The following is a 15,845-nucleotide window of genomic DNA, read 5'->3' as shown; positions in this document are numbered from 1 at the left end:
TTTTAGAAAAATAATTGGGAAGCGCTATCCAAAGCAATATTCATAAATTAAAAATTAAATCGATAGGGGGTAAATTAGCTACAAGGGAAAAGTTGAATAAATAAGTTAATTTTGAAATGGGAATAATGAAATTAAAACGCAGGATATTGGAATATAAAGGACAGCCACTGTCACTGACTTGGTTATCACTTGCTGTCATTGGTGGGACATTACCTTTATTATTTATGCCTAAACTTTTATATCTTGAAAATGCTATATTTGCTCTGCTTTTTTCTACCCTTATTTTGTTTATGAGTATTTGTAATAAAATAAATAAATTTATTATTTTACTAATAATTATTTTTTTATGGGGTAATTGGCACGGAAATAATATAACTAACAATATGAATTTGTTATCAGAAAGGCACCATTATCTAGATATAACGGTCGTAAGCATACCCGTTGAAGAAAAAGAGCAAAAGCTGAAAGTCCGAATCGATAAGGTCAATAATAAAAATATTTTTCCACCTCTTTATGCAATTTGGAAAAGTAAAGAAAGCATATGTGCTGGGCAAACATGGCGAATTCACAGTAAATTAAAACCCTTACATGCTTCTTTGAATGAAGGAAGTTTTAATCAACAACGGTATCAACTATCACAAAGGATCATTGGTTCACTAAAAAGTAAACAAAATACGCTATTGAAACCAGAATGCGCTAAAAGACAAAACATAATTAATCACTTTGTGGGGGCAATGAGTGAGTTAAAAAATGTAGGAATTATCTATGGGTTAATGTTTGGAGAACGCACACTATTATCTGAAAAGCACTCGTTGCTATTGCAGCAAACGGGGTTAACCCACCTCATGGCGATTTCAGGCTTACATATCGGCTTAGCCTATTGCTTAGGGGTTATTATCGCCAGAGGGGTACAATATGTGCTTCCCATTCGCTTTATGGATCAGGCTATTCCCATCCTGTTGGGGGTAACATTAGCATTTTTGTATGCATGGATCTCTGGTTTTGCAATTCCAGCGACACGGGCACTATTTGCCTTACTTCTGTGGGTTTATATTCGAAGTCGACACGCATTATATTTTTCTTGGCAGTGGGCGTTATGGAGTATTGCCGGGATTTTATTGTTCGATCCACTTGCTATTTTATCCGATAGCTTTTGGCTATCGAGCTTTGCTGTTTTAGCAATTTTGTATTGGCTGATGGTCTTTCCATTATCCACAAATCTAATACAACGAAAAATTATTGGTAAAGTTATTGCTTTGTTCCATTTGCAAATAGGATTGTTGATGTTATTAATACCAATGCAGGTAATTGTATTTAATGGCATCAATATAATGAGCTTAATAGCAAATTTATGGTTTGTTCCATTAATATCTTGGGGGGTGGTACCAGCAATACTATGCATCTTTTTAGTCCCCAGTATTGAGATGCAAAATTTAATTTTTCGTTTTATCGATAAAGTTATTGATTTTGGGTTACAGCCGCTGCCCTTTTTAAGTCGTTACTGGATAGATCTTTTTAATATTCCCTATTATCTATTATGTCTTTGCTGGCTAATGGCATTGGTTTTCTTATTTAAGTGGTATAAAACCTATTTTTCCCTGATAGGATGTATTGTTATTTTGCTATTTATAGAGCGAAATGGTGATAAAAAACAAGAGAGTGATTGGAGTATGACGCTACTCGATGTTGGGCACGGCTTGGCTGTAATTATTGAACAAAATAATTTAGCTTACTTATATGATACAGGAAACTCTTGGAAAGGGCACAGTAACGCTAAAAGACAAATTATCCCTTTTTTAAAACACAAAGAGATAACACCTATTGGAGTCATCTTAAGTCACAACCATTTGGATCACACAGGAGGGGTTGGTGATTTAATTAAAGAATATCCTTGGTTGAATATTCGTAGTAGCTTTGGAAATCATTTGGCCAAATCTAAGAAAAAAAGGTCTAATAATTTTAAGCGAATGATGCATCTTCCTTGTGTTAAAGGGCAAAAATGGCAGTGGAACAAACTGAAATTTGAAGTTTTATGGCCAGAGAAATTATCCGCAGTTTCACATAATAATGATTCATGTGTTATACAGTTTACGGATGGACACCATAAAATTTTATTAACGGGCGATATCGAAAAAAAAGGTGAAGAAAAACTCGTTGAAATGTACAAACAAAATCTCCGTTCTGCGATTTTGTTTGCACCGCATCACGGAAGTCAAACATCCTCAACAAACTTATTATTAAGAAACGTTCAACCATCTATGGTATTAGTTTCCTCAGCGAGATACAGCGCATGGAAAATTCCGTCTGAAAAAGTGTATAAAAGGTATAAAAAAAACAAAATTCAATGGTTAAATACTGCGGAGAAAGGGCAGTTAACATTATGGTTTAACAAAGAAAATATCAATGTTCAGAGCTATCGTGATGAAATTTACCCACGTTGGTATCATCTGTGGTTTGGCTTACCGCTATTTCCCGAGTAGAATAGTGCGCTTACATTAAGTCTGGTAATTAAAAGTATGAATGATAAAGACCTTTCGACAAAACAAACTTTTCGCCGCTTGTGGCCGATTATTGCACCTTTTAAAGCGGGTTTAATTGTTGCAGCAATAGCACTTATTATAAACGCTGCTGGTGATGCGTTTATGATTTCGTTATTGAAACCGTTATTAGACGAAGGTTTCGATAAAGCCGATAACGATGTATTGAAATGGCTTCCCCTCGCGGTATTAGGTCTAATGGTTGTTCGTGGTGGCTCCAGCTTTGTCTCAACTTATTGTGTGTCATGGGTTGCAGGGAAGGTCGTGATGGATATGCGCCGTAAGCTTTTTGGTCATATGATGGGAATGCCTGTCAGTTTTTTTGACCAACAATCAACAGGTACACTTTTATCTCGAATTACCTATGATTCAGAGCAAGTTGCGTCTTCATCTTCAGGGGCATTGATTACAATTATTCGTGAGGGTGCTTATATCATCGGTTTATTTACGATGATGTTTTATTACAGTTGGCAATTATCACTTATTTTGATCGTTATCGCGCCGATCGTATCTGTGACTATCCGCATTGTTTCGAAGCGTTTTCGTAAAATCAGTAAAAATATGCAAACAGGAATGGGGCATGTTACTGCAAGTGCGGAGCAAATGTTAAAAGGTCATAAAGAAGTCTTAATTTTTGGTGGGCAAAAAGTAGAAACTGAACGTTTTTATAAAGTCAGCAACAATATGCGTCGTCAAAATATGAAAATGGTGACGGCATCGGCAATATCTGACCCAATCATCCAATTAATCGCCTCATTCGCCCTCGCATTTGTGTTGTATGCTGCAAGTTTTCCTGATATTCGCGATGAACTCACTTCAGGTACTATTGCGGTTGTTTTCTCATCGATGTTTGCGCTAATGCGTCCTCTGAAATCATTGACAAACGTTAATGCTCAATTCCAACGTGGTATGGCGGCTTGCCAAACATTATTTGCCATCTTAGATTCCGACCAAGAAAAAGATGACGGTACGAAAGTACTTAAAGACGTTAAAGGTGATATCAAATTTGAAAATGTCACTTTCACCTATGCGACAAAAGAACACCCTGCATTAGAAGATGTTTCTTTTACCTTACCGGCAGGTAAATCAGTTGCACTAGTTGGACGGTCAGGATCGGGTAAATCGACCATTGCGAATCTTATCACACGTTTTTATGATATTGATAAAGGCTCTATTCAGATTGATGGTAATGATATCCGTGATTACACCCTTTCATCATTGCGTAGCCAAGTTGCACTGGTATCGCAACACGTTTATCTGTTTAACGATACGATCGCGAATAACATTGCCTATGCGACCGACGGTAGTTATAGCCGTGAACAAATTGAAAAAGCGGCTGAAATGGCCTACGCGATGGACTTTATCGCTAAGTTAGATAAAGGGTTAGATACCGTTATTGGTGAGAATGGTGTCATGCTTTCAGGTGGCCAACGTCAGCGTATTGCAATTGCACGAGCTTTATTACGTGATGCGCCAATTCTGATCCTCGATGAGGCTACATCTGCCCTTGATACTGAGTCTGAACGAGCAATTCAAGCGGCTTTGGATGAGCTACAGAAAAATAGAACATCATTAGTGATAGCTCATCGGTTATCCACAATTGAAAATGCGGATGAAATTTTAGTGGTGCAAGATGGCCGTATCATTGAGCGTGGAACACATACGTCATTATTAGCGCAAAATGGTGCCTATTCCCAACTTCATAGTATTCAATTTAAACAATGATAGAGCGTATTTGGTCTGGCAAATCGTGGCTTTATATATTGCTACTACCGTTATCTTTTCTTTATGGATTGATAGCGATAATACGTCGTGCTGCTTATAAAGTCGGGTTAAAGCGTTCTTGGAAATCACCAATACCTGTTGTTGTGGTGGGGAATTTGACCGCTGGGGGGAATGGTAAAACCCCCGTTGTCATCTGGTTACTAGAATCACTTGCAAAACAAGGCTATCGAGTTGGTGTTGTTTCACGAGGTTATGGTGGAAAAGCGCATAGTTACCCGTTGGTACTTGATGAAAAGACAACCGCAACAGCGGCTGGAGATGAACCTGTACTGATTTACCACCGTACCAAAGCGCCGGTTGCCGTCGCACCAAAACGTAGTGAGGCAGTTCAAGCTTTACTCGCTTTACATGAGTTGGATGTGATTATTACTGATGATGGCTTACAGCATTACGCTTTACAACGTGACTATGAAATTGTTGTTATTGATGGTCAACGTCGTTTTGGTAATGGATGGTGGCTACCCGCAGGTCCTATGCGTGAGCGAGCAAGTCGTTTAAAAAGCGTAAATGCATTGATTGTCAATGGTGGGCAGCCTGAGGGAAGGGAAGTATTAATGACCCTTGAGGGGGATACCGCTGTCAATATTGTGACCTCAAAAGAGCAACCTGTTACTCAACTGCCATCTGTGATTGCGATGGCAGGCATTGGGCATCCACCACGCTTTTTTGCCTCTTTAGAAACAAAAGGAGTTAATCTGGTGAGTACCTATGCTTTTGCAGATCATCAAGATTATCAACAACACCAACTTTCAGCCCTTGTTAAGTCTAACCAAAGCCTATTGATGACAGAAAAAGATGCGGTTAAATGTCGTTTATTCGCACAGCCAAACTGGTGGTTTCTACCGGTAAAAGCACAATTGGCACACACAGGCGAGCAAAAAATCCTAAGTGAAATAAAAAAACTTATCGCAAATAACAAAAAAACTTGCCATTAGCACTTCACTATGATAATAATATCGTCACTGTGATATAGTTCTAATTATTATGTATCTAGATGCAATACAGTAATAATTGGATTTTATACTAGCTTAAATTTCACGCTCCGTTCTTTAGTTAGTCTTCATATCCTCGCACATCAACGTTGTTAAATCGTTGTAACTTAGTTTTGTCATCATAATGTCAAAATAGACTGTTAATTTTACAGCAGATGCGTGGTGCCTTAAATCTACATTCGCGAGCGTTATAAAACATGCATAACAATTTAGCGCATGAATTGGTAAAAGTTTAATTACTCTTTTAATGTATTAATAGATCGGCAATTTATAAATGGGAAGCAAGAAAGAGTAATGATACAAAAATAAAAATATTGTTCTTAGAACAAAAGGAGTTTTAATATGAATTTTCAATTACATATGGGTCGAGTTAAATGGTTTGACGCAAAAGAAGGTTACGGTTTTATTTCACCATTCAATGGTGGAGATGATGTATTTGTGACAACAAAATCAATTGCTAATAAAAAAATCAAATCATTATTCGAAGGTCAAAACGTCGAGTTTTCTTTAACTCGTAGTTCAGATGGCATAACGGCTGCTGACGTTATTGCTTACTAGAAAAAACAGCACAATTTCTCCTACTTCCATCCTCTCATCTTGGTAGGAGATCTTATTTAGAAAGATTAAAGTTAACGGTGATATCTGCATGTGATATCCTGACTCCAAGTGAGTTAAATCCATTCGGGAGAAAACATGGATCACCGTTTACTTGAAATCATTGCCTGCCCTGTTTGTCATGGCAAATTAAGCTACAACAAAGAAAATCTCGAACTTATTTGTAAGTTTGACCATTTAGCCTATCCCATTCGTGATGGCATTCCCGTTTTACTCGAAAACGAAGCACGCCAAGTCTCATTAGATGAAGGACAATAATCGCCATGTTCACGGTTATTATTCCTGCTCGTTATGCATCAACGCGTTTACCAGGCAAGCCACTGGCGGATATTCATGGCAAACCAATGGTTGTCCGAGTGATGGAGCAAGCCATTAAGTCAGGGGCGAACCGAGTTATTGTTGCGACAGATCATCAAGACGTTGCGAATGCGGTTATTGCCGCGGGCGGTGAAGCTTGTATGACGGATCCAGAACATCAATCTGGTACAGAAAGATTGGCTGAGGTTATCGATATATACGGCTTTTCTGACGATGAAATCATTGTTAATGTGCAGGGCGATGAGCCTTTAATTCCACCTGAAATTATTAGCCAAGTCGCTCATAATCTGCAAGGTAGCAAAGCAAATATGGGCACACTGGCTGTGCCAATCCATGATGCACATGAGGCATTCAACCCAAATGCGGTGAAAGTGGTTACCGATCATGAAGGGTACGCATTGTATTTTTCCCGTGCAACCATTCCGTGGGATAGAGACAATTTTGCCAAAAGCCATGATTCTATTGGCGACTTTTTCTTACGCCATATTGGTATCTATGCTTACCGTGCCGGCTTTATTCGCCGTTATATCCACTGGGAAGCCAGTCCTCTAGAGAAAATCGAAATGCTCGAGCAACTTAGGGTGCTCTGGTATGGTGAAAAAATCCATGTGGATGTTGCTAAAGCTACCCCCGGGGCAGGTGTCGACACACCAGAAGATTTAGCATTGGTGAGAAAACAATTCTTATCATAGATATTCATTCGCAACTTATGACCGATAAAACAGGCGTAACATATCGAGGTTACGCCTTTTTTGTTTTTATTCAGAAACGGTTATTTCAGGTGGGGTTAATGGCGTTTCCAATGCTTGGGTATTGTCAGGCTTTATATGCCACCAAACTGTGCCAATAAACTCATACCAAGCGCGCTCACTATGACCGAAGTAATAGGCTGATGGGATGTATTTTTCCCATGGATTAATACCGCTGCTAATGGCGAGTTGATTTGCTGGGGCAGGATAAGGTTGCATGCCTCTATCTGTAAACATTGTAATCGCTCTTGGTAAATGATTCGCCGATGTCACGAGTAAAAAAGGGGCTTTACCAATGATTTTTTCAACTTCGTAAGCCTCTTCTTGCGTATCTTTGGGCTCTGTCAAAGGGAGGGTATCGGTTGCAGGAACACCTAATGATTGTGCAACTTTGGCGGCAACCTCTGCACTGCTTATCGTGCTACTCGCTTTTCCACCGGTAAAAATTAGCTTACTGCCGGGGTGACTAAGATATAACCGAACACCTTCGGTGACTCTTGGTAAGCTATTGCTTAATAAGTTAGCACTCGGACTCCAGTCTGGGTTATAGGTAAAACCACCACCTAATACCACGATATATTTGATATCTTTTGGTGGGTTCTGCGTGATTAATTCATAGCGTTTATTATATTTACCCTCAATAGGCGCAAGTAAACTATCTGCAACGGGTTGCAGCCCAAGTAGTGCTATCAATATTAAGCTAATGGTTGTTAAGCTTTTTCCCCATTTTTGCCAGCGAGTAAACCATAGTAAAAGTAGCCCAATAGCCCCGATAATGAGCAATAATGGCAATGGCATTAAAAGTGAACCAATGTACTTCTTTAAGAAAAATAACATAATCAAGCCTATATTCAGGGAGAGGCAGATAGCCAATACTGTTGATGAGTTTGGCAAATTTGCTACATAAAACAACGAAAATTCACACGAATAATGCCAAAATGAAATTCACTGAGCAAAATAAACTACTATGCAAAAATATAGCTATTATCTGTTATAATTTACGTTTCAGTTGTCGCCAACATCTTGTGTGTTAAGCACAATACTCAGTGATAATATTCATGATCAGATAAATTTTCATCAATATCTGGATGAAATTGATTGATTTTGGATGTTTTTGCGACAAATTGACCTATAAATATGCTGTAAATAACGAATGATAAGCAACTGGATAGCACATGGCAGACCGCAACTTTGATGATATTGTTGATAAATTTGCAAAAAATATCTACGGAACCACCAAAGGGAAAATACGCGAAGCGGTGGTTTGGCAAGACTTAACTCAACTATTAGATCATCAATTTAAGGGGAAAACTCTGCGGATCCTTGATGCTGGTGGTGGGGAAGGTCATTTTTCGCGCAAATTAGCGGCATTAGGTCATCAAATCATACTTTGCGATTTATCCGAAGAGATGCTTGAACGAGCTCGCGAACTAGCCCAACAAGAAGGTATTAGCGATAACATGCAATTTATCCATTGTGCGGTACAGGATATTGCACAATATGTGGATGAACCTGTTGATCTTGTTCTTTTTCATGCGGTACTTGAATGGATTAGCGATCAAAAATATGCAATTGAGCAACTGGCAGATATAATCAGACCAGAAGGCGTATTTTCTGTCATGTTCTATAATGCAAATGGCTTGGTCATGCGTAATGCGATTTTAGGGAATTTCCATCTCGCAACGCCCCATATCCAGCGTCGTCGTAAACGCTCGTTGTCGCCGCAAAAACCGTTATTTCCTCAACAAGTTGATGAATGGTTAGCTGAGTGTAAGATGGATATTTTAGGAAAAAGCGGTGTTCGGGTTTTCCATGATTATTTGCAAAGTCGGCAGTTACAGCAAAAAGATTTTCCTGCATTATTGGCATTAGAACAACAATATTGTCGCGAAGAACCGTATATCAGCATGGGGCGTTATATTCATGTCATGGCACGCAAACAAATACAAAAGGACGATTTATGAGTGATTTTTCCCAGACCGTCCCCGAACTTGTGTCTTGGGCACGAAAAAATGACTTTGCGATTTCACTTCCCGCTGAACGTTTAGCGTTTTTGCTTGCCGTTGCTGTGCTCAACAGTGAACGGGTAAATGGTGAAATGAGTGAAGGGGAATTGGTCGATGCCTTTCGTGAAGTTTGCAAAGGGTTTGAACAGACCACAGAATCACTGGCAGTACGCGCAAATAACGCCATTAATGATATGGTGCGCCAAAAAATATTTAACCGCTTTGCGAGTGATCTTGTTGAAGGCAATGCAATTTATCGTTTAACCCCGTTAGGCATTGGTATCAGCGATTACTATATTCGCCAACGTGAATTTTCAACATTACGGCTTTCTATGCAATTGTCTATTGTCGCGGGCGAATTGCAACGCGCTGCGGAAGCGGCTGAAGAGGGCGGTGATGACTTTTATTGGCACCGTTATGTTTTCGCGCCCCTAAAATATTCTGTAGCTGAAATTTTTGATAGCATCGATTTATCACAACGGATTATGGATGAACAACAAAATTCGGTAAAAGAAGATATTGCTGCGCTATTAAATCAAGACTGGCAAGCGGCTATTGCTAACTGTGAACAATTACTTTCTGAAACCTCAGGAACGCTAAGGGAATTACAAGACACGTTAGAAGCGGCGGGGGATAAACTGCAAGCAAACTTGTTGCGCATCCAAGAAGCCAACATGAATGCCCCTGCGTTTTCAGATATGGTTGACAGGTTGGTATTTGATTTACAAAACAAATTAGACCGTATTGTTAGCTGGGGGCAGCAATCCATCGACCTTTGGATTGGTTACGATCGTCATGTGCATAAATTTATCCGTACCGCCATTGATATGGATAAAAACCGCATATTTTCTCAGCGCTTGCGCCATTCTGTTCAACATTATTTCGACAGTCCTTGGGCACTTACTTATGCCAATGCTGAAAGATTATTTGATATGCGGGATGAAGAACTGGCCTTGCACGACGAAGAGGTGACGGGGGAGTTGCCACCAGAACTTGAGTTTGAAGAATTTAGCGAATTAAATGATAGGCTTGCAGAATTGATGGAGGCCGAGCTCGCATTCTATAAAGCAGAGCAACGTCCATTAGATGTTGGTCGTGTATTGCATGATTACTTGCAGCAGTATCCGCAAAAACGTCATTTTGATGTAGCGCGAATTATTATTGATCAAGCTGTAAAATTAGGTATCGCAGAGGCTGATTTGGCGGGATTACCGGCAGAATGGCAAGCTATTAATGATCACGGAGCCAAGGTACAGGCACATGTCATCGACAAATATTGAACAATTTATACCAGTAAAGCTGGCTCAAGCATTAGCTAATCCTATTTTTCCAGAGCTAGATAGCCAATTGCGTTCAGGTCGCCACATTAGTGTTGATGACCTTGATAATCACGCATTTTTGATGGATTTTCAGGAAGCGTTAGAACAATTTTACGCACGTTATAACGTCGAGCTAATTCGTGCCCCGGAAGGCTTTTTCTACTTACGCCCGCGTTCAACCACATTAATTCCTCGTTCTGTATTATCTGAACTGGATATGATGGTTGGGAAAATCCTTTGCTACCTCTACCTGAGTCCAGAACGCTTAAGCAACCAAGGTATTTTTACCTCTCAAGAGTTATTTGAGGAATTGTTATCGCTGGCGGATGAAAGCAAATTATTGAAATTTGTCAATCAACGCTCGACAGGGTCTGATCTTGATAAACAAAAATTGCAGGAAAAATTAAGAACCTCCCTAAACCGCTTACGCCGTTTAGGTATGGTACAGTTTCTGCAAAATGATCCGAGCAAATTCATTATTAGCGAATCGGTTTTCCGTTTTGGGGCAGATGTACGTAGCGGTGATAATCCGCAAGAGGCTCAATTACGCATGATCCGTGATGGTGAAGCTATTTCCTTAGACGGAGAACTTTCACTGAAAGACAGTGATGAAGAAGACGTTGAAGATAGCCAAGATCCAGCAGAAAGTGATGAGGATGAAGAATAATGATTGAACGCGGTAAATTTCGCTCACTAACGCTGGTGAACTGGAACGGTTTTTTTGCGCGTACTTTTGACCTTGATGAGTTGGTGACCACGCTCTCTGGGGGTAACGGTGCGGGTAAATCCACCACCATGGCGGCTTTTATTACTGCCATGATCCCTGATTTAACCTTGCTGCACTTTCGTAATACCACAGAAGCCGGGGCGACGTCTGGCTCCCGAGATAAAGGTTTACACGGTAAGTTACGCCCTGGCGTCTGTTATGCCATCTTGGATATACTCAACTCAAAACACCAACGTGTCATGGTGGGCGTGCGTCTGCAACAAGTGGCAGGGCGTGATAAAAAAGTCGACATTAAGCCATTTATGGTGCAAGGCGTACCACTTGCCACAGTACCGACAGAAATTTTGACGGAAGTGATTGATGGTCGTCAGGCAAAAGTCATTCCATTAAACGAATTAAAAGAGAGACTCGAAGAGCAAGAAGGAGTTTTATTCAAACAGTTTAATTCCATTACTGACTACCATTCAGTTCTGTTTGAATTAGGGGTATTACCGAAGCGCTTACGTTCTGCGGGAGATCGCAGCAAATATTATCGCCTTATTGAAGCCTCACTGTATGGTGGGATCTCAAGTGCAATCACCCGTTCACTACGTGATTATTTACTGCCAGAAAACAGTGGGGTGCGTAAAGCGTTCCAAGATATGGAAGCTGCGCTACGAGAAAATCGTTTAACACTAGAAGCGATTCGAGTTACCCAATCAGATCGTGATCTATTTAAACATTTGATTAGCCAAGCCACAGACTATGTTTCTGCGGATTATATGCGTCACTCAAATGAACGGCGTATCCACCTTGATGCGGCACTAGCGGCACGTAATGAGCTATATGCAAGCCGTAAGCAATTACGTGTGGAGCAAGTTCGCAGCATTGAAATGGCACGCGAATTGAATGAGCAAAATGGCTCATCGACGGAATTAGAAGCGGATTACCAAGCGGCAAGTGACCACTTAAATTTAGTGCAAGCGGCACTGCGCCAACAAGAAAAAATCGATCGTTATCAAGCGGATATTGAAGAATTAACCTACCGCCTTGAAGAACAAAGTGAAGTTGTTGCACAGGCAACAGAGTCACAAGAAGAGTTTGAAGCACGTGCAGAAGCGGCAGAAATTGAAGTTGATGAATTAAAAAATCAATTAGCAGACTACCAGCAAGCTCTTGATGTGCAACAAACTCGCGCAATCCAATACCAACAAGCGCTACATGCACTGAACCGTGCCCGTGAGATGTGCCAACTGCCTGAATTAACTATTGATAATGCAGATGAATGGCTAGATACATTTGAAGCACGGGAGCAGCAAGCTACGGAAGCATTATTAGCACTTGAACAAAAAATGAGTGTGGCGGATGCAGCTCATAGCCAATTTGAACAAGCTTATCAACTGGTTAAGAACATAATTGGTGAGGTTAGCCGTAGTGATGCATACCAACAAGCGCGTGCATTATTGCGCGATTGGTCATCCCAGCAACATTTGGCAGAGCGTGTTCAACCTTTGCGTATGCAACTTTCTGAATTACAACAGCGTTTAAGTAGTCAACAAAATGCAGAAAGGCTACTTGCAGAATTTTGTAAACGCCAAGGCCAAAGTTATGAGCCGGATGAACTCGATGCATTAATGGCAGAGCTTGAAGCTCAACAAGAAGAATTAAGCATCGAGGTGAATGAAAGTGGTGAGAGACGCATGCAAATGCGTCAAGAGCTAGAACAAATTCGCCAGCGTATCGGCCAACTTTCAGCGAAAGCGCCAGCATGGATTGTGGCCCAAGAAGCATTAACGCAACTGAACGAGCAATCTAACGAAACATTCGATTCGAGTACTGCTGTGACGGAATTTATGCAGCAATTGCTAGAACAAGAGCGTGAAATTACCGTTGAGCGTGATGATGTTGCAGCTCAGCGTCGTGACCTTGAAAAGCAAATTGAGCGTTTAAGTCAACCAAGTGGTGCAGAAGATAGCCGCATGTTAGCGTTGGCTGAACGTTTTAATGGTGTTTTGTTGTCTGAAATTTATGATGATATCACGATTGAAGACGCTGCATATTTCTCAGCGCTGTATGGTCCAGCTCGTCACGGTATTGTGGTACAAGACCTTGATGCGGTTCGTAACCAGCTAGATTCATTACAAGACTGCCCTGATGATGTGTATTTTATCGAAGGGGATCCGTCTTCTTTTGATGATAGCGTTTTTGATGCGCAAGAGTTCGAAAATGCAGTATTAGTACGTTCATCTGATCGTCAGTGGCGCTATTCGCGCTATCCGGAATTACCATTGTTTGGTCGTGCAGCACGTGAAAGCCATTTGGAATCGCTTACAGCGGAACGTGATGAGCTTGCCGAACGTTATGCGACACTATCTTTTGATGTACAAAAAATTCAGCGTGCACACCAAGCATTCAGCCGCTTTATTGGCCAGCACATTTCTGTGGCGTTTGAGGATGATCCTGAAGCTGAAATTCGGGTATTAAATCAAAAACGTACCGAGCTGGAACGTTCATTAAGTCAATTTGAAGAACAAACCTCACAGCAACGCCAGCAGTTTGCGCAAGGTAAAGAAAGCTTAGCCGCGCTTAATCGACTTTTGCCTCAAATGGGGTTATTGCTTGATGAAACTTTAGCGGATAGAGCAGAAGAAATTAGCGAAGAGTTGATTGAAGCAGAAGAAGCCGCACACTTTCTAAATAAACATGGTCATGCGTTAGAAAAACTAGAGCCAATAGTGACGGTTTTACTCAGCGATCCTGAGCAGTACGACCAATTACGTAAAGATTACGATATAGCAAAACATGCACAGCAAAATGCTAAGCAGCAAGCTTTTGCAATTGTTGAGGTTGTTCAACGCCGTGCGCACTTTAGTTACAGTGATTCGACGGGCATGGTCAATGAAAATGCGGATCTCAACGAGAAGTTACGTCAACGTTTAGAGCAAGCGGAAGCGGAACGTACCCATGCTCGCGAGCAATTACGTCAGCATCAATCTCAATCAGCGCAATATCACCAAGTTTTCGCTTCATTACGCAGTTCTTTTGACACGAAGCAAGAAATGCTAAAAGAGTTAGAAGCCGAAATGCAGGAGATTGGGGTTAAAGCGGATCCTGATGCCCAAGAACGAGCTCGTATTCGTCGTGATGAGTTGCACCAACGTGTAATGGAAAACCGTAGTCGTATTAATCAGTTAGAAAAACAGCTCACCTTATGTGAAGCAGAAATGGATAACTTACAAAAACGTCTACGTAAACTTGAGAAAGATTACTACTTGTTACGTGAACAAGTGGTTTCTGCGAAAGCAGGTTGGTGTGCAGTGATGCGTTTGGTGAAAGATAACGGTGTTGAACGCCGCTTACATCGCCGTGAACTCGCATACACCGATGGTGATAGTCTGCGTTCCATGTCGGATAAGGCCTTGGGAGCACTACGTCTGGCCGTGTCAGATAACGAACATTTACGCGATGTATTACGTTTATCGGAAGATCCAAAACACCCTGAGCGTAAGATCCAGTTCTTTATTGCCGTTTATCAGCATCTACGTGAACGTATTCGCCAAGATATCATTCGTACTGATGACCCTATTGATGCGATTGAGCAAATGGAAATCGAGTTAGCGCGTTTAACAGAAGAATTAACTGCGCGTGAGCAAAAATTGGCGATTAGCTCGAAAAGTGTGGCAAATATTATTCGCAAAACGATCCAACGTGAGCAAAACCGCATCCGTATGCTTAACCAAGGGTTACAAGCGGTGGCATTTGGTCAGGTTAAAGGGGTACGTCTAAACGTGAATATTCGTGAAAGCCACGCGTTGTTACTCAGTGTGCTATCCGAAGAAAGCGAAATGCACCAAGACTTGTTTACTAGCCAACGTTTAACGTTCTCTGAAGCGATGGCAAAACTGTATCAGCGTTTGAATCCTCAAGTGGATGTTGGGCAACGCTTACCGCAAACTATCGGGGAAGAGTTATTAGATTACCGTAACTATTTAGAGTTAGATGTAGAGGTTAATCGTGGCTCTGATGGTTGGTTAAAAGCAGAAAGTGGCGCGTTATCCACCGGAGAAGCAATTGGTACGGGGATGTCCATCTTAGTCATGGTTGTTCAAAGCTGGGAAGAAGAGTCGCGTCGTTTACGTGCAAAAGATATTATTCCTTGCCGATTACTATTTTTAGATGAAGCTGCGCGGTTGGATGCAAAATCGATCGCCACATTATTTGAGCTGTGTGATAGGTTAGAAATGCAGTTAATTATTGCTGCGCCTGAAAATATCAGCCCAGAAAAAGGAACAACTTATAAATTGGTACGTAAAGTATTTGGTAATAATGAACACGTACATGTCGTTGGTCTGAAAGGTTTTGGGCAAGAAAGTCCTGTTACAGGAGAGTCATTACAACAATAGTGAGTAATGTCATTTAATTAAGCGCCGATATTTAGTCATAAATGTCGGCGTTTTTATATTGAGTAGTTATAGAGTTTCAATTGTCATCAATATATTGTTATTAGATTAGTTTGGATTTTATTTTTTAATCGTAAATTCATTACTAAGAATAAGGTTATTGAGTAATTAAATAAGTTGGGTAAATACTTTTCATAAAAATAAAACTCAACTATGTGTATTGTGACATTGTTTAATACAAGGAGTAACGGGTAAAAAACACTAAAATGTTAAAGATGGGAATAATTCTATTTCTCAAATGTATATTTGAATTCTAACTATTTCAGATGATTGAACATTCAAAATAGCGAAAATTAGTCTATTCCTATAACATTATTGTTAAAATAAAATACAATAAAATAGCAACTATAATAAAAAA

11 protein-coding genes are annotated in these 15,845 nt (G+C 40.4%); 10 read left to right on the top strand and 1 reads right to left on the bottom strand.

The features are described from left to right. Positions 1-125: 125 nt before the first annotated feature. The 6 genes from AB6N04_RS10180 to kdsB all read left to right on the top strand — a co-directional run bounded on the left by AB6N04_RS10180 (position 126) and on the right by kdsB (position 6,939). Entirely contained in the window at positions 126-2,480 is a 2,355-nt protein-coding gene (locus AB6N04_RS10180; protein WP_369308188.1) for a DNA internalization-related competence protein ComEC/Rec2, read from the top strand. Positions 2,481-2,516: 36 nt separating this feature from the next. Then, on the top strand, positions 2,517-4,262 hold the full coding sequence (gene msbA, locus AB6N04_RS10175; RefSeq protein WP_369308186.1) for a lipid A ABC transporter ATP-binding protein/permease MsbA: 1,746 nt from the start codon (positions 2,517-2,519) through the stop codon (positions 4,260-4,262). Further along, complete coding sequence (gene lpxK / locus AB6N04_RS10170; protein WP_369308185.1) at positions 4,259-5,257, top strand: tetraacyldisaccharide 4'-kinase; 999 nt, start codon at positions 4,259-4,261, stop codon at positions 5,255-5,257. The genes msbA and lpxK overlap by 4 nt, the downstream gene beginning before the upstream one ends. Positions 5,258-5,656: 399 nt before the next feature. Then, on the top strand, positions 5,657-5,872 hold the full coding sequence (locus tag AB6N04_RS10165; protein ID WP_206086645.1) for a cold-shock protein: 216 nt from the start codon (positions 5,657-5,659) through the stop codon (positions 5,870-5,872). Between the two features lie 135 nt (positions 5,873-6,007). Continuing rightward, on the top strand, positions 6,008-6,187 hold the full coding sequence (locus AB6N04_RS10160; protein ID WP_369308184.1) for a Trm112 family protein: 180 nt from the start codon (positions 6,008-6,010) through the stop codon (positions 6,185-6,187). A gap of 5 nt (positions 6,188-6,192) precedes the next feature. Next, positions 6,193-6,939 (top strand): 3-deoxy-manno-octulosonate cytidylyltransferase, encoded by a 747-nt coding sequence (gene kdsB, locus AB6N04_RS10155; protein ID WP_369308183.1) that lies wholly within the window; start codon positions 6,193-6,195, stop codon positions 6,937-6,939. A gap of 66 nt (positions 6,940-7,005) precedes the next feature. Here the strand turns inward: kdsB and elyC are convergent, their stop codons facing one another. Beyond that, positions 7,006-7,833: an envelope biogenesis factor ElyC gene (gene elyC / locus AB6N04_RS10150; protein WP_369308182.1), complete on the bottom strand. Its 828-nt coding sequence runs from the start codon at positions 7,831-7,833 to the stop codon at positions 7,006-7,008. Positions 7,834-8,171: 338 nt separating this feature from the next. Here elyC and cmoM point away from each other — a divergent pair, with 338 nt between their 5' ends. From cmoM to mukB, 4 genes are read left to right on the top strand one after another with little or no spacing between them, the layout of a single operon-like run. Continuing rightward, positions 8,172-8,960, top strand: coding sequence for a tRNA uridine 5-oxyacetic acid(34) methyltransferase CmoM (cmoM, locus tag AB6N04_RS10145; protein WP_369308181.1), 789 nt, complete (start codon positions 8,172-8,174; stop codon positions 8,958-8,960). After that, a complete protein-coding gene (gene mukF / locus AB6N04_RS10140) occupies positions 8,957-10,282 on the top strand; it encodes a chromosome partition protein MukF (RefSeq protein ID WP_369308180.1) in 1,326 nt (441 codons plus the stop codon). Before cmoM ends, mukF begins: the two co-directional genes overlap by 4 nt. After that, the gene (gene mukE, locus AB6N04_RS10135) at positions 10,263-10,988 is read left to right on the top strand and encodes a chromosome partition protein MukE (RefSeq protein WP_369308179.1); all 726 of its coding nucleotides are present in this window, start codon (positions 10,263-10,265) and stop codon (positions 10,986-10,988) included. The genes mukF and mukE overlap by 20 nt, the downstream gene beginning before the upstream one ends. After that, positions 10,988-15,430 carry a chromosome partition protein MukB gene (gene mukB / locus AB6N04_RS10130; protein WP_369308178.1) on the top strand — a complete coding sequence of 1,481 codons (4,443 nt, stop codon included), beginning with the start codon at positions 10,988-10,990 and terminating at the stop codon, positions 15,428-15,430. Before mukE ends, mukB begins: the two co-directional genes overlap by 1 nt. Positions 15,431-15,845: the final 415 nt, after the last annotated feature.

It is taken from the genome of Providencia rettgeri, assembly GCF_041075285.1.
Lineage (GTDB): Bacteria > Pseudomonadota > Gammaproteobacteria > Enterobacterales > Enterobacteriaceae > Providencia > Providencia rettgeri_G.
Note: the sequence above shows the minus strand (reverse complement) of the source record. Positions and strands in the feature narration are given on the sequence as shown.

Excerpts from the sequence above, each read along its gene's own strand:
- AB6N04_RS10180 (WP_369308188.1), top strand. The coding sequence starts at position 126 with ATGAAATTAAAACGCAGGATATTGGAATATAAAGGACAGCCACTGTCA.
- msbA (WP_369308186.1), top strand. The coding sequence starts at position 2,517 with ATGAATGATAAAGACCTTTCGACAAAACAAACTTTTCGCCGCTTGTGG.
- lpxK (WP_369308185.1), top strand. The coding sequence starts at position 4,259 with ATGATAGAGCGTATTTGGTCTGGCAAATCGTGGCTTTATATATTGCTA.
- AB6N04_RS10165 (WP_206086645.1), top strand. The coding sequence starts at position 5,657 with ATGAATTTTCAATTACATATGGGTCGAGTTAAATGGTTTGACGCAAAA.
- AB6N04_RS10160 (WP_369308184.1), top strand. The coding sequence starts at position 6,008 with ATGGATCACCGTTTACTTGAAATCATTGCCTGCCCTGTTTGTCATGGC.
- kdsB (WP_369308183.1), top strand. The coding sequence starts at position 6,193 with ATGTTCACGGTTATTATTCCTGCTCGTTATGCATCAACGCGTTTACCA.
- elyC (WP_369308182.1), bottom strand. The coding sequence starts at position 7,833 with ATGTTATTTTTCTTAAAGAAGTACATTGGTTCACTTTTAATGCCATTG.
- cmoM (WP_369308181.1), top strand. The coding sequence starts at position 8,172 with ATGGCAGACCGCAACTTTGATGATATTGTTGATAAATTTGCAAAAAAT.
- mukF (WP_369308180.1), top strand. The coding sequence starts at position 8,957 with ATGAGTGATTTTTCCCAGACCGTCCCCGAACTTGTGTCTTGGGCACGA.
- mukE (WP_369308179.1), top strand. The coding sequence starts at position 10,263 with ATGTCATCGACAAATATTGAACAATTTATACCAGTAAAGCTGGCTCAA.
- mukB (WP_369308178.1), top strand. The coding sequence starts at position 10,988 with ATGATTGAACGCGGTAAATTTCGCTCACTAACGCTGGTGAACTGGAAC.